At 61.8% G+C, this 18,144-nt stretch carries 22 protein-coding genes; all 22 read right to left on the reverse strand.

Translation table 11 applies throughout. From position 1 onward, the window contains the following. A partial coding sequence (locus T370_RS23050) for a hypothetical protein (RefSeq protein ID WP_034506885.1) occupies window positions 1-265 on the reverse strand: 265 nt, incomplete at its 3' end. Between the two features lie 48 nt (window positions 266-313). Then, window positions 314-571: a hypothetical protein gene (locus T370_RS0117190; protein WP_029436453.1), complete on the reverse strand. Its 258-nt coding sequence runs from the start codon at window positions 569-571 to the stop codon at window positions 314-316. Then, a complete protein-coding gene (locus tag T370_RS23765) occupies window positions 568-1,155 on the reverse strand; it encodes a DUF4376 domain-containing protein (protein WP_051643880.1) in 588 nt (195 codons plus the stop codon). The genes T370_RS0117190 and T370_RS23765 overlap by 4 nt, the downstream gene beginning before the upstream one ends. A gap of 10 nt (window positions 1,156-1,165) precedes the next feature. Further along, window positions 1,166-2,212 (reverse strand): tail fiber protein, encoded by a 1,047-nt coding sequence (locus tag T370_RS23770; protein ID WP_051643881.1) that lies wholly within the window; start codon window positions 2,210-2,212, stop codon window positions 1,166-1,168. Between the two features lie 10 nt (window positions 2,213-2,222). Continuing rightward, window positions 2,223-2,789 (reverse strand): YmfQ family protein, encoded by a 567-nt coding sequence (locus T370_RS0117205; RefSeq protein ID WP_029436456.1) that lies wholly within the window; start codon window positions 2,787-2,789, stop codon window positions 2,223-2,225. Beyond that, a complete protein-coding gene (locus tag T370_RS0117210; RefSeq protein ID WP_029436457.1) occupies window positions 2,789-3,838 on the reverse strand; it encodes a baseplate J/gp47 family protein in 1,050 nt (349 codons plus the stop codon). The genes T370_RS0117205 and T370_RS0117210 overlap by 1 nt, the downstream gene beginning before the upstream one ends. A 1-nt stretch (window position 3,839) precedes the next feature. Then, window positions 3,840-4,190 (reverse strand): phage GP46 family protein, encoded by a 351-nt coding sequence (locus tag T370_RS0117215; RefSeq protein ID WP_029436458.1) that lies wholly within the window; start codon window positions 4,188-4,190, stop codon window positions 3,840-3,842. A gap of 188 nt (window positions 4,191-4,378) precedes the next feature. Next, window positions 4,379-5,023: a phage baseplate assembly protein V gene (locus T370_RS0117220; protein ID WP_029436459.1), complete on the reverse strand. Its 645-nt coding sequence runs from the start codon at window positions 5,021-5,023 to the stop codon at window positions 4,379-4,381. Then, entirely contained in the window at window positions 5,020-6,108 is a 1,089-nt protein-coding gene (locus T370_RS0117225) for a phage baseplate assembly protein (RefSeq protein ID WP_051643882.1), read from the reverse strand. The genes T370_RS0117220 and T370_RS0117225 overlap by 4 nt, the downstream gene beginning before the upstream one ends. Beyond that, complete coding sequence (locus T370_RS0117230) at window positions 6,092-7,429, reverse strand: DNA circularization protein (protein ID WP_029436461.1); 1,338 nt, start codon at window positions 7,427-7,429, stop codon at window positions 6,092-6,094. The genes T370_RS0117225 and T370_RS0117230 overlap by 17 nt, the downstream gene beginning before the upstream one ends. Next, window positions 7,429-9,645, reverse strand: a complete 2,217-nt coding sequence (locus tag T370_RS0117235) for a phage tail tape measure protein (protein WP_051643883.1) — start codon at window positions 9,643-9,645, stop codon at window positions 7,429-7,431. The genes T370_RS0117230 and T370_RS0117235 overlap by 1 nt, the downstream gene beginning before the upstream one ends. A gap of 150 nt (window positions 9,646-9,795) precedes the next feature. Continuing rightward, the gene (locus tag T370_RS0117240; RefSeq protein WP_029436463.1) at window positions 9,796-10,122 is read right to left on the reverse strand and encodes a hypothetical protein; all 327 of its coding nucleotides are present in this window, start codon (window positions 10,120-10,122) and stop codon (window positions 9,796-9,798) included. A gap of 3 nt (window positions 10,123-10,125) precedes the next feature. Continuing rightward, a complete protein-coding gene (locus T370_RS0117245) occupies window positions 10,126-10,500 on the reverse strand; it encodes a hypothetical protein (protein ID WP_029436464.1) in 375 nt (124 codons plus the stop codon). A 12-nt stretch (window positions 10,501-10,512) separates the two neighbouring features. Further along, entirely contained in the window at window positions 10,513-11,934 is a 1,422-nt protein-coding gene (locus T370_RS0117250) for a phage tail sheath C-terminal domain-containing protein (RefSeq protein ID WP_029436465.1), read from the reverse strand. After that, window positions 11,927-12,124 (reverse strand): DUF2635 domain-containing protein, encoded by a 198-nt coding sequence (locus T370_RS0117255; RefSeq protein ID WP_029436466.1) that lies wholly within the window; start codon window positions 12,122-12,124, stop codon window positions 11,927-11,929. The genes T370_RS0117250 and T370_RS0117255 overlap by 8 nt, the downstream gene beginning before the upstream one ends. Window position 12,125: 1 nt before the next feature. Further along, window positions 12,126-12,800 (reverse strand): phage tail terminator protein, encoded by a 675-nt coding sequence (locus tag T370_RS0117260; protein WP_029436467.1) that lies wholly within the window; start codon window positions 12,798-12,800, stop codon window positions 12,126-12,128. Then, window positions 12,797-13,213, reverse strand: coding sequence for a gp436 family protein (locus tag T370_RS0117265; protein ID WP_248604278.1), 417 nt, complete (start codon window positions 13,211-13,213; stop codon window positions 12,797-12,799). Before T370_RS0117265 ends, T370_RS0117260 begins: the two co-directional genes overlap by 4 nt. Next, window positions 13,201-14,145 (reverse strand): Mu-like prophage major head subunit gpT family protein, encoded by a 945-nt coding sequence (locus tag T370_RS0117270; RefSeq protein WP_029436469.1) that lies wholly within the window; start codon window positions 14,143-14,145, stop codon window positions 13,201-13,203. Before T370_RS0117270 ends, T370_RS0117265 begins: the two co-directional genes overlap by 13 nt. Next, window positions 14,145-15,185, reverse strand: coding sequence for a phage protease (locus T370_RS0117275; protein WP_029436470.1), 1,041 nt, complete (start codon window positions 15,183-15,185; stop codon window positions 14,145-14,147). Before T370_RS0117275 ends, T370_RS0117270 begins: the two co-directional genes overlap by 1 nt. Window positions 15,186-15,400: 215 nt before the next feature. Continuing rightward, entirely contained in the window at window positions 15,401-15,934 is a 534-nt protein-coding gene (locus T370_RS0117280; RefSeq protein WP_029436471.1) for a phage virion morphogenesis protein, read from the reverse strand. A 105-nt stretch (window positions 15,935-16,039) separates the two neighbouring features. Then, window positions 16,040-17,341 carry a phage minor head protein gene (locus T370_RS24540; protein WP_081847586.1) on the reverse strand — a complete coding sequence of 434 codons (1,302 nt, stop codon included), beginning with the start codon at window positions 17,339-17,341 and terminating at the stop codon, window positions 16,040-16,042. Then, window positions 17,328-18,144, reverse strand: an 817-nt coding sequence (locus T370_RS24545; RefSeq protein ID WP_029436473.1) for a phage portal protein family protein, incomplete at its 5' end; no start/stop codon positions are given. The genes T370_RS24545 and T370_RS24540, both read right to left, overlap by 14 nt.

An 18,144-nucleotide genomic window follows, 5' to 3' on the forward strand; every position in this document is an offset into this window, starting at 1 on the left:
ATAGCTCGTCAAAACCACGGTAATGGGGAACTCTTCCGAGCCATACGCCACTCCAGAACTGCTCATACGTTAACTTCCCCATGTTATACGAAATGGCGTTCAACCGCTGTTCAACATCATCTGCACGAGCAATCAGAAAGGTCTCTCCGATTGAATCACTGAACAGATAATAGGGCGAGAGAGGCTGAACTGTGACGGCCATTTCATCGTTAGGCTTTGCCAAACCGAACTTACCAAGCTGCGCACGGACACGTTCAAGGCTCATGACAAGTACTCCTATTTTTGAACAGGATAAACTTATTATGAATAAAAATCAATTTTTAATTGATAATTTTCCGGTACGTCTCAACTCCGGCGGCGACTGCCTGCCTTCCCTCTCGCTCTCATAACTACTTTTGCAGTGTTCCCTCTGCCAAAAGAACAGCCCGTCCACGAGCTTACGGAGCCATGCGCGGATGCCTGCCTGTTCCCACCGCCAGCATCGGCTGCTCAGTGTCTCGTCAGGCCAGCCCATGAACAGGGTGTTGAGGAATTGATCGAAGCCGATGAGGATGTGTTTTCCGTAGGTCATGCGGCTTCAACCTCTTCCGCAGTAGCCGCGGCCTCCACCGCCGCCTTGCGTTCCCCGCCGCGCTGCATCGTCCCGTTCTTGTGCTTCATGGCCCCGCCCGCGTAGAGCGCGAGGAAGCCCGATGCATCGAACGTCAGGCGCACCATGTCGCCATCCGGCGTGTAGGCGTTCCACGTTACGGAGTCCGGCAGACCCGGCATTCCCGATTGCTTCATCAGGCAGACGTTCGCCGTATCCGCAAAATTCTGCTGGTCAAAGGCATCATAGCTGAAATGATATGTCACCCCGTCCACGGCATAGTCGAACCCGGAAGCAATGGCGGCGGACGTTTCCGCGTCGATCCGTGCTTTCTTCGCTATTTTCAGTTCCTCCAGCGTCGGTACGGGCGGGACGTAGGGCTGCTCCTCGGTTACCATCTCCGGGTGTGCCTCGGCGTATGCGTCGACATCAGCCCACAATTCAGCGAACTGACGGCGTACTTCATCGGGGACAGTATCATCATCGGGATGCGGCACGCAGAGCTTGCCGACCACGTATGAGCGTGTCTCTTTTCTGTAGATGATGGTTCCGTAGTCTTTCGCCATTTTGCTTCTCCTATGCGCTTCTGAAAGCCATTCCGTCCATGAAAGCATCTGGGTATCCCGGGTAATTAGGTGTCAAAGTTGTACCTCCCGGACTTTCCCCGATGACCATATCGATCCATTTTTCATCTGTTGCTACAAGATACATATATTTCCATGTACCGTAATTAGGCAGCGTATGCGTTGTCTTCACAATGATCATGTCCATGCCTTTGAGCCCAAACGCATTCTGAGCCTCGCTTGCAAAAGCGACGGAGAGCGCACTTTCAGCCTTGCCGCCAAGCGCATTCGCACTCCCGGCGGTATCTGCGTATCCGGCGCTATCAGCTTTTCCGTGCACCGCCCTACCGTCAAGATAGAGCTCGCCATTATCGGGGGAGTAACGCATCGCCAGCCCCTCTTTTCCGCGTGCCCCTGAGAACTTGATCAGGCGCACGCTGTCAGCAAAAAGGCGCTCTATCTGCACATCACTGAGCCGCATCGGGCAATCAGTCGAAATCTCTCTCGTACCGTCCTCATGCGTTACGGCCGCGATTGAGGCGATCACACCGGAAGCATTCTTTGCAAACATCTGCGTCCGCTTCGCGTTGTCGGAAGCGTGTTGTATGATATCGAACCCGCCCATGATCACGCTGTTTTTGTCGCCAAGAAACAGGCCGCGTTCGGTGTTGGCAGAGGGTGCCGATCCGATCACATTTGCGGGATCATTGATCTGGATACTGCCAGTCACGATGCCGCCGCCCAGAGGCAACTTGGCCTGCGCAGCATCGTAGGCGGTCTTGACCGCAGTTGCCGATGCAGCCGTCGCCGAGTCGGTAAGATTGACCCGATCCGTCAGCTTTATTTTTTGCGCAAGTATGAGTGCGGATATGGCGGCGGCAAGCTGCGTGTTATCGGACTTGTCCGGTACTATCCCCGCCGCCGAAAGCGTGCTTACGATTTCTTCTTGGACGGCATTCAGCCAGTCCGCCGAAACGACGGTCGCAGGGGTTGGGGCAAGCGGATCGCCTTCGGTGAAAAGGCCGTCAGAAGTTGCCGTTGAAGTGTCGATGCGATGCATTGAAGCCTCCTCACGCGCCGTAAGCGAACAGGGCCACGGCGTGCGCTGGTTTGTATTTGTTGATGATGCATTCAAGCGGCCCTTCGCCCCAGTACGCAAGCGGCTCCCCGGCGACCGAGCGTCCGGCACAGAACCGCCGCGCGATTTCGCCTGCGGCGTGGACGGTGAAAGCGTAGAGCCATGCGCCGTTCGTCAGCGCGTCACCGGCGCGGGAACCGGCGACAAATGGGGAAAATTCTGAGATCGTGACGTCGTACCCGGCGAGGGTAGCGTATTGGACGAGCCAGCCGATCGAAATACCTGCGCGCTCACGCAGGGCCAGCGCGATGAAGCCGAGTCGATCCTGATAAAGGGAACCGTCCTGCAAGCAAGCGTCAGGCAGGCTGTAGACGCGCTCATAGTCTTCGAGCCACTCCTGATATGTGAATGGCCGGAGCGCGCCGACGGCGTGCGGCGCGTCGGCAAGCACGCGATCAAGCTCCTTTCCTTCCATGTCGACTGATACGCCAAGGCGCGCGCCGTTCGGATCGTAGCTGGTAGGCGGCAAAAGCCGCCGCAAAAGGGTTGCGTGCCCCATTACACCGCCTCCAGCGTCACGGTACCGCAACGAGGCCACTGGATCGCCGTGGGCACAACCGTTGATACGGGCAGAACAACGGCAACGTCGGCGACGCCGGGCACGGCTGAAACGGCGGCGATCAGCACGGAAAGATAGATATGGGAGCCGGGCTGACAGTCCGCAAATGTGGCCTGCACGGCTTCGCGAACCGGGGCCGTGAGCGTTTGAAGCGTGTAGCCCGTGGCGGGCAAGATTTTGAGCGTCACGTCCACGGTGAGCGCCACAGCCGCGATCACGGTCGACGCCTTTGCCGTGCAGGGACGCTGCTCGTCGATATACGCCTGCGCCGCCTGCACAACTTCATCAGAAGCGATGACGCCGTCGCCAGTAATAACAATGTCGACGGTCCCGGCTCCTTGGCGGAGCGGGTAAACATACGCTTCGCCCACGCCCGCTACGGATTTCGCCCACCGGCGATAGTCGGCGGCATTTCCGCCGCCGGGAGGGTTTTGCATGTAGTCGAGCAGCCGGGACAAAAGCGAGGCGTCGCTTTCCGCGTCCGCGCCGCCCGTGATTGTCGCCGTGCCGACGGCTTCAATCCCGGTAGGCGGCTGCATAAGCGTCACCGTGTCGCCGATCAGATCGGGCACGGCTCCGGCGGTGGCGGCGGCACAGGCTACGGTCACGGTCCCCTCGCCGCCGACGGTCCCGTCAGCCGTGGTCTGGTATAGGGTGCCTGCGGCGCTTTTCAGGCTTGCCCCTGACGGCAAAATAACGCCCGGCGTGCCGGTAAACGTCGCGGTTCCCGAGGCCGCAACGGCCACTTTGCGGACAATGCCGCGCAAGGCGGCGTGCGCCTCCAGATACTCAGTATCGGCGGTATCCGGCAAAAGCTGGCGGGCAAGCCACGACTGGTAATCATAAAGCCCCTCGACCGCCGACGCCGTGCATGAGGAGCGGACAAAAAGATCACTGTCTCCATCCGTTGAAGCTGTCGGATCGAGGTTGCGGGCGTCGCGCAGCATACGCTCGCGGATCGTCGCAAAATCGGGGTTCGTGTACGGCATATCAGCTCACTTTGACCGGGTATGAGTACAAGGAACGGCGGCCCGTCAGGTCGACCACCTCGATATGCAACAGACACCGCCCGTCACACGGCGCATCGGCGGTGACACTGACGGAACGCGCCCGCCCATCCCTGACCAGCGGGGCAAGGGCCTGCTCGACATACTGTACGGCCAGCTTGCGCACGCGGGGCACGTCTTTTTCGCGCGTCAGCTCATGCAGGCGCGAGCCCAAAGACGGATCGGCCCACCAACCGCCGAGTGGCGTCATCAGGCGCAGGTAGACGGCATTTGCCAACGTAGCAATGCGTTCGCCGGTGTAGTCGCCGGAAGAGGGATCAAGAAAAGCGTCCACGGGCCGCTCCTCACTCGGTTTCATGTCCGGCGGGCAAAGCTCCGCCGGACCCTCGTTCGTCGCTCAAACGCGCGCACGCGCGCGGACTGCCGTCGGCCATAAAGAAAACGTCCATGCGTTACATGATAGCAAACGCATGGACGCGAGCCAGTTGACGGATGTCAGCGGGAGAAAAGAAGGAAAGGCGGTTACTGCGGCTCGCCGGTGGTGCCGCCGCTGTCGCCTTGGTGTGTATGGTGTGCGGTGGATATGCCCGCAGCCGTCTGATCGCCGGTAGTCGTGATCTCGCCGTCAAGGTGCATATCGCCGGTGATGCGGGCCACGGTGCGCCCGGCGGCGTGGCTGCGGCTGGCGGCCCCGCCGTAGGCAAGGCCGGGCGTCTGGTAGGTGACGCCCGCGTCCGCCTGCACCGTGTAGCTTTTTGTCTGCATCAGCACGTCTTCTTTGGCTTTCACGATAAAGTGATCGCAATCCACCTCGATGATCTTTTCTTTTTTCAAGGTGATTTTCGCGCCCCACTGGTTGTAGACGCACACTTCACCACCGCCGACCTGCACCCGGTACGCGCCGTTTTCCGTCGCCACGATAACGCTGTGCGCCGTCTTGCCGCCCAAGGGCAAAACGATAAGCTCGGAACCCGCCGGGACCCCGGACGTAAAGCCGAATTGCTGGAACAGTTCAGCGGCTTCCAGCTTTTCGCCGTTCAGGGCGTCGCCTTGCGCAAGCTGTACGCCGGGCTTGCCGTTCAGCCCGCCGAGCACGGCCCGGAACGGAAGGCGCACGGCGGCAAGCGCGCGGGCAATGGCATCCTTGATCATCTGCGCGGTGGTCATGTCTCGTCTCCAAAATCCCATGAGCCGGAAAAGGCTTTCCTGCCTTTTTTCCCGCGCTTGCCTTTTTTGCTTGTGTCGGGCAGCCAAACCCCGTCTGGTTTCAAGACAAGCGTGGTTGTTGTGCCGTCCCGCCCGCCGTTGAACGTGCGCCGGGTGAGAAAGTAAACGTGTTCGCCGTCGTTCAAAGTGACGCGCTGGCCCGGCTCCCACAGCTTCCCGTCGCTGGTGCGGTGGCCCCGTACCTTTGCCGTGATCGTGAAGCTGTCCATCACGCCGTCGGCAAGCCGTTTCTTGGCCTTTTTCAGGGCGTCGCCGGGGGAATCGAGACACCCTTCCGAGACGATCAACGGCCTGTACCACTTCACATTGGGGTCCGTGGCCTTGCCCTTCATGGCGTTTTTGCCCTTTTTCTTTTCCGTCCCGGCCCCCTGCGCGAGGACCGTCACTTCTGAATAACGGCGCTCACAGCCCTTATCGATCTCAAGGTCGATCACGTTGTTGCCCTTGCCGTCCAGCCGCATGATCAGGGCCGCGACGGGCGGCGCGGTATAGTCCGGGGCCGCGATCTTGAGGGTCCCGTCCGGGGTGAACCACGGCCACAGGCCGCTTGCTTCGGCGGCCTGCTGGATGACTTCCCACGCCGACATGCCCGGCTCGACCGTCACTTTGACGAAAGCCGCGTCACGCCCGGCGATGTCGAGCTTGGTGATGCCAAGGGGCCGGGCAACGGCGGCGACGGCTTCCGGCAAGGTGATTTCACGGCTGACGAAAATGGGGGCGGAACAGTCAAGCAGTACAGCCGCACCGTCGCGCCCCCGAATGTTCAGTATGTGCTCGCCCTTGCGGAAGGCATGGCGCACGCGGTCGACGCGCCCGGACATGACAAGCTCGTCCCCGATGCGGATCTGCACTTCGGCCCACGGCTGGAGGTATTCCGGCAACGCCGCTGCGGGCGTGCCCAAAGACACGCTCCAGCCGTCCGCCGGTGTAAAGAAATCGGAATCAATGCTGTATTTTAACCAATCGGCGTGGACGTGCCCGGCTATATGCAGCGTCACGCGATCGGCGTCAGTCGGCGTAGACATGGAGGGCCTGCCCCTTGGCTATGAAGTTCGGATTGCGGATCTGCGGGTTCAGCCGGACGATTTCCGTTGCGCGGGCAAAGTCGCCGTACAGTTTATGAGCAAGCAGATGCGCGTTGCATTCCGTCTCGACGACGTGCTCGACAAGCGGAGGGCGCGTCTCCAAAACCTTCGCGCCCAACGTCTGCACGGCGTCGGCAATGGTACGCAAGGATTCAGAGGCCGCGTAGTCCGTTTCCGGATCGGCCACGGCCCGGACCCAGTCAATGGAATCCTGTACCCGTTCGCGGACATTGCCGACCACGGCCTCGATTTCTTGCGGAGTCATCACCGGATCGTCCAGTTCGTCGGCAAGCATTCCCCCGGTGGCTTCCGCAAGCTGTACGGTCTGCGCCACAGTCGCCGCCATGACGCCTACATCCTCCACCGTCCCCGCGCCGGGGGCCGGGGCGTTCAATAACGGCACAGGCTGTTTTGCCGGAGTCTTTTTGACGGCAAGCACCGGCTCGGCGCGTCCATCCGCGCCGCCGGACACGTAGCCTTGCACGCGGGACGAGACGCCGCCCACGACCGGCTCGCTCTTGACGGTTTCGCCGGTGCGCCCAAGGCGCGGGAAGGAATCGGAAAGCCGCGTCCACGCCGAAAAGGAACCGGACGGATCGACGCCGGACGTGATTTTCGACTGCACGGCCAGCAGATCCGACATGAAGGCTGCGGGATAGTTGACGTATGAAAGCGCGGTTCGGACGACTGATTGCCCCGTGTCGTATATGTCGAGCACGGCGGCCAGCACGTTTTCCACGCGGGCGCGGGCAGCCTGCGCGTGTTCCTGCGCCACGGCGAGTTTGTCACGCACCGTTGAAGCGATGAAAGAAAGCGCGTCGGCAATGCTTGCGTCAAGCGACGCCTGCGCCTGCTCCGCCCCGGCACGCGGAGACTGATAGTCGAAAAAAGGATTGTCGAGACTGGCTTCCACGGCCTCGAAGTCAAGGGCGACGTAATCGGGATCGTCCGCCCGGTGGGGAATGCCCCAACGGATGATCGCAACCTGCACGCTGCCAAAAACAGGATGAATAAGCTCACCCTTGCCCGCTTCTTCAAAAGCCTTGACGAGTGAGGCCACACCAGAAAGGTAGTCTTCGCCCCAGAAAAGTGCCGTGACGCGGATGCGCCGGGCCTTGCGCCCAAGGTCTTCGATCTCGGCCCCGGCCCGGTACGGGTACTCATGCACGACGATAGACTTTTCCCCGTCGTCCTGCACTGATTCGACTTCAAACGTGACGCCCCGGAAAGAGGCGTCGAGAAGTTCGGTTTTCCAGCCCATCAGTTTGACCTGAAATTGTATTCGGTTTGATACTTTTCCATGACTTCCGCGAGCGTCAGACCGTCAACCTCAAGGGCAAGTTTCGCGTTCAGCTCGATCGGCTGACGTTCCTCGGTTTGGGCTTTTGACACGGGATCACTGTAAATAAGCTTGCCCGCGCCTTCCCCGGCCTCACGCCCCGCCCACCAGCCGAGCAGGCCGCCGATGAGCGCGCCAGCCGTCGTCCCGATCACCGGCACGACGGAACCGGCGGAAGCGCCCGCAGCCGCCCCGGCAAGCGCACCACCAAAACCGCCGTAGGTAGCCATATTCGCCTGATCTTTCTGTTGGCGCGTCAGGTCCGGGTCGTTCTCAGTCTGCCAAATGTCATAGGCGGACATGGCAAACTCGGCCCCAAGAAATCCCTTGCCGAGCGTCCTTGCCCCGGCCTGTACGGTCTCTTTCGCTACCGTCTTCGCCGTGGCGTCTGCAACCGCCTTGCCCCCGGCTTCCAGCGCCGTCCCCTTGAGTATGGCCTTGCCGCCCACATCGGCGGCGGTCTTGGCGAGGGTCGCCTTGCCGCCAGCCTCAACGGCGGTTTTCCCGGCCCCGCCCAAAAGTTTGCCCACGCCGCCGAGCACCTTTCCGCCTCCCCCGCGAAGCATCCGGGAGCCGCCCCACGCCATGCCGACGGCGGCAAATACGCCAAGGGCCGTCGCGGCTTCATAGACAACCGTCGTCAGCCGGGGAAATTCCTGTGCCGCGTCGCGCAAGCCGGTAAGCATGTTGTCGATATGCGGTTTGACTTCGGAAAAGGCGTCGCTGGCGGCAATGTCTTTTTCATTGGCCGCTTGCTGGAGCTGCGCGTCAGTTGTGGAAGCCATGACCTTGTATGAGGCATCAATAGCGCCCTTGGTATTATCAAGCTCGGCCAGTACGTTTTTCTTCGTCTCGCCCTGACTCATTATACCGACAAAACCGAGTCTGGCTTCGCGGTCTTGAAGGATTCGCCCCACGGCGGAGCCTTGCAGGATTTCCTCGGCCTGCTGGAGAAGGGCCTGACGCTCCGGCCCCTTCGCCGTTGCGAGCTGTGCCTTGAGTTTTTTATAGCTTCTATTCGTGTTGACGACACGCTCTTCCACAATACGGACGAATGCCGATACGGGGTCTTCCCCCTCTATTGCCGCTTTTTCCAGCTCCTTCGGCAGATTGACGCCAAAGTCTTCAAGGTTCTTTGCGACGTCGGGAGCCGTCAGCTTGCCGAGCAGGTTGTAGTAGGCGTTGCCCGCCTGATCGCTTGACCCTGTCACTTCCGCTATGGCTTGCAGGTTGGCGAGGTGCTGTTTATAGCCCCCCATTCCCTTCATGCCCTTGCCCTCGGAGAATATCTGGGGCAGCCAGCGGGCTTGATCTTTGAGCTCAAACTGTCCGGCATCACCGGCCCGGAGAGCCATTTCCAACGCTTCTTCCGCTTCGTCGACCTTGAATTGTCCCTGCTTGATCCCTTTAACGAGGATCGCGGCTAGTTCGTTGGGGTCCGCCTGTGCCGCCGTGGCGGTCTTTTGGACAAGCGGCAACAGCCTTCTTGCCGTGGCGTCGTCCAGATCGCCCCTGATCATCGTGCCAAGCGCTCCGGCGGCCTGTTCGCGGCTTCCCCCTCCTTTTCGGACAGCTTCCTTAACGGCTTCGTCAAGGTCTTTCATGCCCGCTATCCGGCCAGCGGTATCACGTTTTCGATAGGTGCTGTTCGCCATTTCGGCGAGCTGCTTTTCATAGGCGATCGGCTTTTGCACCGCCCGGGCCGCCACATACCCGCCCGCCATGAGCCCGGCCCCGACGTCGCGCGCGGTGCCCATAGCGCCGCCCATTTTTGAAAGGGCCGTGCCGGTACGCCGGGCCATCGCTTCCAGACGCCCCATGCTGCGCTCGGCCTTTTCGGCTTCCTGCGCCACGCGCCCAAGCCCGGAGCCGGAACCGCTGACGAAACGCCCGCTGGCGTCCCGCGCCCGATCCGCCGATCGTGCCACCTTGTCGATCGCCGTGGCGGCCTTGTCGGCGGCCTGCGCCGTCCGCTCGTACGCCTGCGCCCCCGCGTCCTTTTTTGTAGCCGCCAGCGCGTCGGCGGCCTTCCCGGCGTTGCGCGCCTTTTTGCTGACGGCGTCAAGCGCTGTCCCGGCCTTTTTGCTGAGATCGTCTTTCAGCGTCAGCCTTGCTTCGACTTCCAGATCGCGGGCCATTGCCTTTCCTCTTTCTTTTCAGTGAGATGTATTTTTTCTTGCCCTTGTCGGGGTTCGGGTAAAAGATCTCAAGGTAGCTGACCGCCTCCGGCCCGGTCATTCCCCGCACGTCAGCGGGAGAAAAACCGTGCCGGACAAGCGCGGCGATGGTCAGGCGGACGTCGGCGAGGCGCTTTTCCCGCCGCTGAGCTTTTTTACAAGCCGATCCTGCGCGTCGGCGAGGATGCCGAACTCGACGCTGGCCAGCTCCGCCAGCCGCTCCGGCGTTATCTCGTCGCCGGGGATGCAGCCGACGGAAAGCAGGCAGGCCGCCCACTCGTGCCGCCGGATGCGCGCCGTGCTGGCATACTCGGGCGTGTCTTCAAGCGCGTTCTCGGTGTCCTCAAGCGTGGCAAGCCGCATCTCGAAATCCCGCTGGAACGCTTTGCTCTTCTCGTCCCACAGCCCGATCGCAAATTGCCCTTTAATCGTATCCATGCGCTACTCTTCCTTTTTGTCCTGCGCGAACATTTTGATGTCGCGTTTGGCTTCGTTTTCGGTTTCGTACTGCTCGCCCACTTCCGTCACAACGCACCCGGTATAGGCCGTGCGGCGGTTGCCTTTTACGGGGTAGATGACCACCTTGGCGTCAATGACGTTTTCCCAGTCGATCGTGTCGCCGTCGGCCTCCACCGGGACGGACAGATCAAGGGTGTACTCATAGACGCCGTTGGTGTACCCGGCGATCCGCTGTGTGCGGTTCATGGTTTTGACGGGCTTGCGGCCCGTGTTTGCCGACGGGGAACAAGAAAAGGCTTCAATCTCCCGCCCGTTGACCTCGACGACAACCGCGCCGACATATTCTTCAAGCGCCATATGCGCCTCCTTTTACAGCAAAAGATCGATGCGACCCGCGAAGACGTGCAGGCCGTTGACGACGTCGGTGGGGATTTTGGCGTCGAGCCGGTTCGCATCCTGAAGATCGCGCTCGACCACCACGCCGTCGGCGTTGGCGTCCACTTCCTCGACGATTTCAAGGCTTTCAAGCCCGCGCAGGACGTCAAGGATTTCCGAGCGCACTTTTGCGGGCGTGCGGGTGGACAATTTCTCGCGCGGGAAGCGCAGGGAAATGCGCTCCCGGATCGCCTTGCGCACATAGTCAAGCGTTCGGATCGTCGTGATGTCCAAAAGCGACACGTCCGCCGTGCCTTCCGCGTTGACGGTGTATGTGCTGATCGCCCGGACGATCTGGACGACATCGCCCGGCCCGGCTTCCAGCGGGGTTACGCCGTTTTTCAGGCAGACCTCTTGCTCGGTGCGGCCCAAGCGCGAGGCCACGGGCGGCACGGTCACGCCCGTGAGTACCAAGGTGTTGAGCGGGCGCGCCGGGTCTTCCTCGCTTGCCAAGACGGCAGCGTAGGCTGCGGCGATCTGTTCGGGCGGCGTGGTGGAACCGGGCAAAAGCGCCCCGGTGATGCGGCCCGAATTGAGCTGGCCTGCAAGCGTGGTTGCGGCTGACAGCGTACCCGTGGAAGCGTAGACGCCGATCGCCCCGCGTTGCTCCATCGGGCCGCCCACATTGTCCAGATGCTCGCGCAGGGCGGCAAGCGGGGCTTGTACCGCCCACGGCACGCAATAGATCGTATAGTCGGCGGCAAAGACGGCGGTCAGCGCTTCGGCAATGTCCGGGTCTTTCTGCCCGCCCGTCATGGCGGTCAACGTCGGCGTGATGCCGGGAACGGTGTTGCTGTACGCAAGAACGATCCCGTTGCCGAGTGTGCCCTTGTTTTTCGCGGTCAGTGTGACGGTGCCCGTGGCGGCCTGCGCCGTGACCGGCAAATCCCTTTCGGCGTTGACTGCGGTTGTAAGGGCCGTCGCCAGAGTCTCGGCGGAATCTTCGGCAGTGGCTACAACGGACACTTCCGTATCCGCAACCGTCAACGTGATGACGCCCTGCGCCGTAGCGTCGCCCGTCAGCTTGAGAGAACCAGAGGCGGCAACGCCCGCGCTGTCGTCGGCAACGGGCAGGACGGACAGATCGACGTAGCCGTAGGCGCGCATGGCAGCCCGGACCATGCGGGCGGCCTGCGAGCCGACCCCGAACAGCTTCCCCGCCGTGTCGGTATCGAAGACCTGTACAGGCGTCTTTTCGGCGGCAGTGCCGTCGGCGGTTTTCTGCGCGATGATCAGAACCGTCTGCGGGTTGGTGGCCAGCGTGCGGACGGCCAATTTGGTATTGAACTCAAGGTATTTTCCCGGTTTGCGGATGCTTGCCGGGATATTGTCGAAACTGACGTTCGCGCTAGCCATTGGCGGTCTCCTCGTCATGTGTGTAGGCGCGTTCGGCGGGCAGGACGATCACCAGATCATTGTCCTGCAAACGCCGCAGGTAGTACGGCGTCCCCGGCACTTTGACCGGGCCGGATGACTCTGTGATATACCGGCGCGGGTCATGCTCCATCGGCACGGCAACACCGGGGCGGGCTTTCACAGTAAGCATGTTACCCCCTGTTCTGGTTGAGGGTTATAAGATCAACGGCGCTCGGTTCGTCGGTATCCGGATCAAGCGGCGGTTTCAGCCAGTACCGCAGGGCGAATCCTGACAGCGGCGGGAGGTACGGATCTTCTTTCGCGTAGGCGTCGCCCGGCAGGCGCGTGCCTTCCGGCGGAAGATATGCGCCGGGCGGGGCGTCAAGCGCCCGCCCCCCCGGCTCGCGGACGCGCAGATCGTAAAGTGTGGTCCATTCCTGCATGAGGATGGACATGCTGCACGCGGCCAGCCGCCCGTTAAACAGCGTCCGGGTGCGTCCGGGGCGCAGGTAGTCGACACCGGGCAACCCGAAGTCGTTGAAGCCGATCAGCGCCCGGACGTCTTCGATCATCTGGTAGCTGCCCACATGCACGGCGTCGCCGTGGCGGGTGGCCTCCTCGTTTTTGAGACTGCGGGCGGCGGCCAGCACGGAGAACGTCGCATTGACCGTCCAGCGTGTGCGGCCCGTATTGCGCGGATCGGGCGCGGATTCGTCGCGGTAGGACACCCACACGGCGGGCGTTTGCCGGATGATGCTTTGCGGCTCGCCGTCAAGTTCCCCGCCGTAGGTGCCCAGATACCGCAGGTACGGCAGGCGGGCCGCCCGGATGGTTTCGACAATGGCGGTTTCAATGGTTGCGATCATAGCCAGTCCCTTGTGCCCGGCGTAATGCCCACGCCGTCCGTACCGTCCCCGGATTCCCCGCCCGCGTCCTGCCCCGGCAGATCGGCAAGTCCTTTGGCAATGCGCAAAAGCCAATCGATCGCCTTTTCATAGCGGCGCAGGATAACCTCGTTTTCCAGCGTGTTGTGCCCGGTGAGCCGATAGCGGGCGATGTCGCCGACGCAGTTGGTCAAAATGGGCGGCACGGGACTGATCGGCGTCGGATAGCGGGCGGACAGATAGCTGTCCGCCTCGCTTGACGCCCACTCGATCGCCGCCGTGACGCGGGCCGTGTCAAGCTCGCCGTCCGCCCCGGCGGCGAGGGTGAGCATTTCATCCTCACCGAACAGGGCGACAAGCTGATCCGGGGTGGCGTAGGCGGTTACGCCAGCCACGGCGAGACTACGATGGTTGCCGCGTCGAACCAGATATTCGACGCGCCCATGTCGTCGCGCTCGGCGACAAGGATTTTCCGGGCGTCGGCTTGCAGCGTGGGCGGGACGACAAGCAGCGTCCCGGCCTTACCGCCGAAGCCAAGCCCAAGGGGCCGCCCGCCGTCGGCCTTGAAGCCTTGCATGGTAGCCAATGCAAGCTCGAAGTTGTCGGCGGTGAGATCGTCGGTGCAGCACACGGCCTGCTGCCAGAAGCCATACCCGCCGTTGCAGCGGTAACGGATGCCAAAGGGGTACTCGTCATACTCAAAGACCGTGTTGTTCACCGTGGACGTGATCGCCTCGATCTCCGGCTTGGTCCGCTCCTGAAAGATGAAGGGCTTCAGGGGGCGGGACACGTCAAGCAGGTACCACGCCGTCTTATCCGTCACCGTGCCGCTGACGGCCGCTGGGCGAATCAGGTTGGAGGCATTGGCGACCGAACCGGTGCCGTCGACGTTCGGATAGACCGGATGATCGGCGGCGAAGAATTTCTTGCCGTCGAAACAGTCGTTGGTCCGCCCGTTCTTCAGCAGTCCGAAAACGATCTCGTCAGGGTGGGTAGCCGCCGCATACCCCATTTCCCGGAACAGCGGCGCATACACGTCAAGCGTGTCGTCTTCAAAGGCCGTGCGGGGAATCTTGACGGACGCTTCGTACTTCTTGTTCGTGACCGAATAGCCGAATTCCTTCATGCTCTTGTAGGATCGCTGCCCGGTCCATTCCGCGAGCTTCGGGAACTGCCCGAGCCACCCGTAGGTGGTGGAGGCCGCCGTGGAGGCTACGAGGGTGGCGAGCGTCGCCCACTGGGAAGGGGCCGCCGCCTTGGCTTTTTCAAAGACGTCGTTGTAGCCCACCCGAAGCGAGTTGAGCAGCGAATTGGTGGCAATGGGCATCAGTTCTTCTCCTTCGCCTTGGCGGCGATAAAGTCTTCTTCGGAAATGCCGGCGACTTTCGCGGCGTACCGCTCCTCATCCGTCAGGGCGGCGACATGCGGCGTTCCGGCGGGAGGGGTGCCCCCGGTTTGGGTGGACGTCAGAGCGGCGATGGGGGGAACGGAAGACGCGATATAGCTTTTGACGGCGTCCGGGTGCGTCTTCGCGGTGGCCTTCGCCCACGCTTCACAAGACTTCGGCAAACGTCCGTCGGCCAGCGCCGCGTCGATCTCGGCGGTGAGCGCGGCGAGAGCGCCGTTGCCTTCCAGCTCCTTGACCTTTGCGGCCAGCGCCGCGTTCTTTTCCTGCGCGGCGGCAAGCATGGCGGCGGGCACGTACTGAGCGGGATCGGGGGCGGTTTCCTTGGCGGCGGTGAGCATGGCGGCCAATGGCTGGCCCTGCGCCTTGAGTGCGGCAAGGGCGGCGTCTTCGTCGGCGTCGGCGGCAAGGTCGAAAAAGTGCCGGAGCGCCTCAAGCGTTTCTTTCTTCATAGGGGGATCGTCCTCTGCCCGCGCGGTCACGGCGTCCATGCCGTCAAGGGCGGGGTAGTTTGTCAGGGCCGCGCTTTTCAGTTCGAGCACGGCCCCGGTTTCGGGGTCAAAAGAAAAAACGGGGGAAATGTAACGGTATTCGTCTGCCTGGATGAACGCGCGGGCGGCGTCCGTCCACTTGACCGTGGCGTAAAGCCCGTCCGTCCCCGCCTCCAGCGATTCGATCCAGCCCGCCGCAGGGGCGGGCTTGCCGTTTTCGGCGGCGTTTATCGTCTGGTGCTCATAGTCCACCACAAGCGGCGTTTCACGCGCCTGCCAGCGGGCGATCACGGCGGCGGCAATGATAGGGGTGATGGTCCACGCCTTGACATTGACGCCCTTGAGCGTGCCGGGCCTTCCGTCGCGGGCGGAAAACTCGCCCATCGGAAAAAGCTGGATACGTCCGGGCGCGGGGCCGCCCGCATCGGTCAGGACACGGGCGGCGATGGAGGAGGTGTATGCTGTGCTCATGGCGTCAGAGTAACAGGACGCGGGAGGCGCGCCAGTTGACGCATGTCAGCGGGTGAAAAGGCGGGGGAACGGGTACGGACGGAAAACGGAAGGAGGAAAAAGAAGCGGCACGCAAATGAAGGCCGTTAGACCCCCGTTAAAAAATGCGTAAAGGAAAAACGCGGGCCGTTCTTCATCCGGGAAGAAAAACGGCCCTGAAAACGGCGATTCGGCGATCAGCCGTACAGCGCCTTGTGCAGCTCGTCCCGGAAGATGTCGAGCAGTTCTTTTTCATCGTCCGGGCCGATGCCAAGGAAGGGGCGCGCCGGAATAATCGATCCGGGGTGATTGACGGAACGGCGGAAGCCCACGCCGGGGATCTTGAGCGCTTTGCCGTTGCGCGCCCGGATCACATGCGGTTTGGTCGCAGCCCCGAACTGGTGGGCAGCCGCGTAGGGTTTGGCTGTGCCGACGACCGCATAATTGCGCCCAAAGTCGCGCTCAAGCGAAGAGGCGAGACTTCCGGTGAGCTGCAATATTTTGCCGGAATGCCCCTTGGCGGCACGGGCCGCCGCCGTTGAAGCCGCAAGCGGCTGCCACTTCGCGCCCGTCACCGGATCGGCTTCATCGTCAAAAGCACCTTCGGCGGCCCCCGCCAGTACGTCAGCGCACCGGCGCATGATCGGCGTGGTGTCCTGCGCCTTTTCGCGTAGGCGGGAAATGGCGGCTTCGAGATCGGATGTGTCGATGTTTACATCTATGTGGATCATGAGTATCCTTCTTTCAACGAGCTGATTCGGGCGCGAAACTGCGGGCTTGCCGGAGCAATGCGCAGCTGAAAGTCCCTCCAACACCGGATATTGTTGCGAGAGGCCTCAACCCCGAATCAGCTTTCTTTTTTTGCTCCAGACAAGCAAGCCCTCTCTGAGCCTGTCCATATCTTTATCTTTTCGGTTCATCATATTCCATATGAGGGAGCCGTCCCGGTTCATCCGCACGACGACAAGCAATGAATATTTGCCCTCCCGAAATAGGCCGATATAATTCTCCCTGAGCTTCCCGTCTTCGTGTTGCTTGAGCCAGATTTCAAAGGGCTGTTGCAAGGTCGGCAAAACGTAGCTTGCAAACCGTTCCCGCGCGTCGCTTCGTTTCTCAACCATATGCGCCAGCAATTCGCGCCGGATAACGCGGCTCCCCATCGGCGTCTCGACGATGCGCTGACGCTCGTCCGTAAAGCCCAACGCCTCGGCAAGCCGCTTTTCCGCCTCTTCCTGCGAGTCCGCTATGGGCAACAGCTCCGGCGCAGGCAGACGCTCCTCGGCGGGAACGTCGCGCAGGGGGCGCAAGCCCATATCCTTCCATGTAACCGCCTGTGCGGGTTCCGGCACGTTCGCAAGGGCGTCTTCAAGCCACACCTTGCCGGGATTGTATGAAAATCCCGCATCGGTGAAGGATTCGAGGCTTCCCTTGCCGCCGTGCCGGTAGCCGGTGACGGTGCGCCGGACGACTTCCCCGGTTTGCCGATTGACGGTTTCGACCTCCCGCGTGACCATGTGTCCGGCGCTGCTTTCGACTTTCAGCCCCCGGCGCTTCAAGCGGGATTCGGAATAGGCGGCGACGCGGCACCGGCAATTCCAGCCGTTCGGCGGATACATTGCGCCCCAGAAAGGATCGTCAAACCGGAAAACCATGTTGTGCAGGGCGGCATGGGCGGGCCGGGTCTTCTGATCAAGTACGGCGATATAGCGCAGGTACGGGGCGGAATCCGCGTTTTCGAGCTGTTGCTTGTAGCGGCCCGCCATGTATGCGGATTGCGTATTCTGGCGGTAGATGAGCTTCAGCCGCGCCGGGCTGCCTTGCCGCACATACCGGACTTCCCCGGTGTCCGGGTCCGTCACTTCCTTTTTTCCCCACCAGCCTTTTTTCTTGAGGATCGGTGCAAGCTCGTTCAGGAACCACTGTTCCGTCCTGCCTTCCTTGATCGCCGCATCGACCGCACCCCGGATGTCCTGCATGAGATCAAGCTTCGTGATACCCGTTACGGTGAAGGCGCGAGCCTGCGCCTCCTGCCAGAGATCATGCCAGTTTTCGGTAACGGCGATGCCCTTTGACCGGAAGTAGCGCACGGCCTCCACCGGCGTGAGGCCAAGCGCGTAGGACAGATCAGGTCTTGGCATGGGCGCGCCCCCACAGATCGGCAATAAAAAACGCCCGCGCGAGCAGGTCGGCAAGTTGCGTTTCGTCAAGCTGCGGATAGAGATCGCCAAGGCGCTCTTGCAGTTCTTCCGGCGTCAGCCCGTTTTCGATCTCGGCGATAAGTGGCGCAAGCAGGGCTTCGGCGGCGTCGGCAAGGGCATCCTCGGCCTGCATGGCGTCGATCGCGTCCTGATCCGCATACCCGCTTGACGCCGGGCCGTCCTCGGCCTTGGCGCTTGCGGTCAGCGCGGTGGGTTCCGGCATGGCCTGCGGCTTGACGGCAAGCACCTTTTCCCCTTCCCCGGCCTGCGGAATCTTGAGCTTCTCATGCGCCCACGCCGCCGGTATATCCATCACTGACGCCAGCTTGGGGAGTGCGTCGGCAAACACCTGAATATCTTCGGCCTGCCTTGTGTCGAACCGGAACCACGGGAGCAACGCCGGATCGCTGACGCCGCAGTTCAGATAGGCCAGCGGAGCGAGGATTTGCCGGGTGATCGTCGCGGCGATCTGCGCGGCGTCGGACGTGAGGATGTCATGTCTGATTTCGTTGTGAACTTCGCCGAGCGCGTTGGTGGACGTTTTACCGTCCGCCTGCGTGGTGAGCGTCCCGCCGAGAATGGCCTTGCTCATGCCTTGTTCACACCGGGTAACAAGAATGCCCGGGATGTCCTGCGTGGCATTGGCGGGCGACTCGAAAAGAATTTCCATACCCTGCGGAATAATGCCGGAAGCGTCCCGTCCGAGATTGGCAAGGGCGGTTCTGAGCGCGGCTTTGTCTTCG

It is taken from the genome of Bilophila wadsworthia ATCC 49260, from assembly GCF_000701705.1.
In the GTDB taxonomy this organism is placed as follows: domain Bacteria; phylum Desulfobacterota; class Desulfovibrionia; order Desulfovibrionales; family Desulfovibrionaceae; genus Bilophila; species Bilophila wadsworthia.

Bases quoted from the DNA above. Each gene is read 5' to 3' on its own strand.
- T370_RS0117190 (WP_029436453.1), bottom strand. From the start codon at position 571: ATGACCTACGGAAAACACATCCTCATCGGCTTCGATCAATTCCTCAAC.
- T370_RS23765 (WP_051643880.1), bottom strand. From the start codon at position 1,155: ATGGCGAAAGACTACGGAACCATCATCTACAGAAAAGAGACACGCTCA.
- T370_RS23770 (WP_051643881.1), bottom strand. From the start codon at position 2,212: ATGCATCGCATCGACACTTCAACGGCAACTTCTGACGGCCTTTTCACC.
- T370_RS0117205 (WP_029436456.1), bottom strand. From the start codon at position 2,789: ATGGGGCACGCAACCCTTTTGCGGCGGCTTTTGCCGCCTACCAGCTAC.
- T370_RS0117210 (WP_029436457.1), bottom strand. From the start codon at position 3,838: ATGCCGTACACGAACCCCGATTTTGCGACGATCCGCGAGCGTATGCTG.
- T370_RS0117220 (WP_029436459.1), bottom strand. From the start codon at position 5,023: ATGACCACCGCGCAGATGATCAAGGATGCCATTGCCCGCGCGCTTGCC.
- T370_RS0117225 (WP_051643882.1), bottom strand. From the start codon at position 6,108: ATGTCTACGCCGACTGACGCCGATCGCGTGACGCTGCATATAGCCGGG.
- T370_RS0117230 (WP_029436461.1), bottom strand. From the start codon at position 7,429: ATGGGCTGGAAAACCGAACTTCTCGACGCCTCTTTCCGGGGCGTCACG.
- T370_RS0117235 (WP_051643883.1), bottom strand. From the start codon at position 9,645: ATGGCCCGCGATCTGGAAGTCGAAGCAAGGCTGACGCTGAAAGACGAT.
- T370_RS0117240 (WP_029436463.1), bottom strand. From the start codon at position 10,122: ATGGATACGATTAAAGGGCAATTTGCGATCGGGCTGTGGGACGAGAAG.
- T370_RS0117245 (WP_029436464.1), bottom strand. From the start codon at position 10,500: ATGGCGCTTGAAGAATATGTCGGCGCGGTTGTCGTCGAGGTCAACGGG.
- T370_RS0117250 (WP_029436465.1), bottom strand. From the start codon at position 11,934: ATGGCTAGCGCGAACGTCAGTTTCGACAATATCCCGGCAAGCATCCGC.
- T370_RS0117255 (WP_029436466.1), bottom strand. From the start codon at position 12,124: ATGCTTACTGTGAAAGCCCGCCCCGGTGTTGCCGTGCCGATGGAGCAT.
- T370_RS0117260 (WP_029436467.1), bottom strand. From the start codon at position 12,800: ATGATCGCAACCATTGAAACCGCCATTGTCGAAACCATCCGGGCGGCC.
- T370_RS0117270 (WP_029436469.1), bottom strand. From the start codon at position 14,145: ATGCCCATTGCCACCAATTCGCTGCTCAACTCGCTTCGGGTGGGCTAC.
- T370_RS0117275 (WP_029436470.1), bottom strand. From the start codon at position 15,185: ATGAGCACAGCATACACCTCCTCCATCGCCGCCCGTGTCCTGACCGAT.
- T370_RS0117280 (WP_029436471.1), bottom strand. From the start codon at position 15,934: ATGATCCACATAGATGTAAACATCGACACATCCGATCTCGAAGCCGCC.
- T370_RS24540 (WP_081847586.1), bottom strand. From the start codon at position 17,341: ATGCCAAGACCTGATCTGTCCTACGCGCTTGGCCTCACGCCGGTGGAG.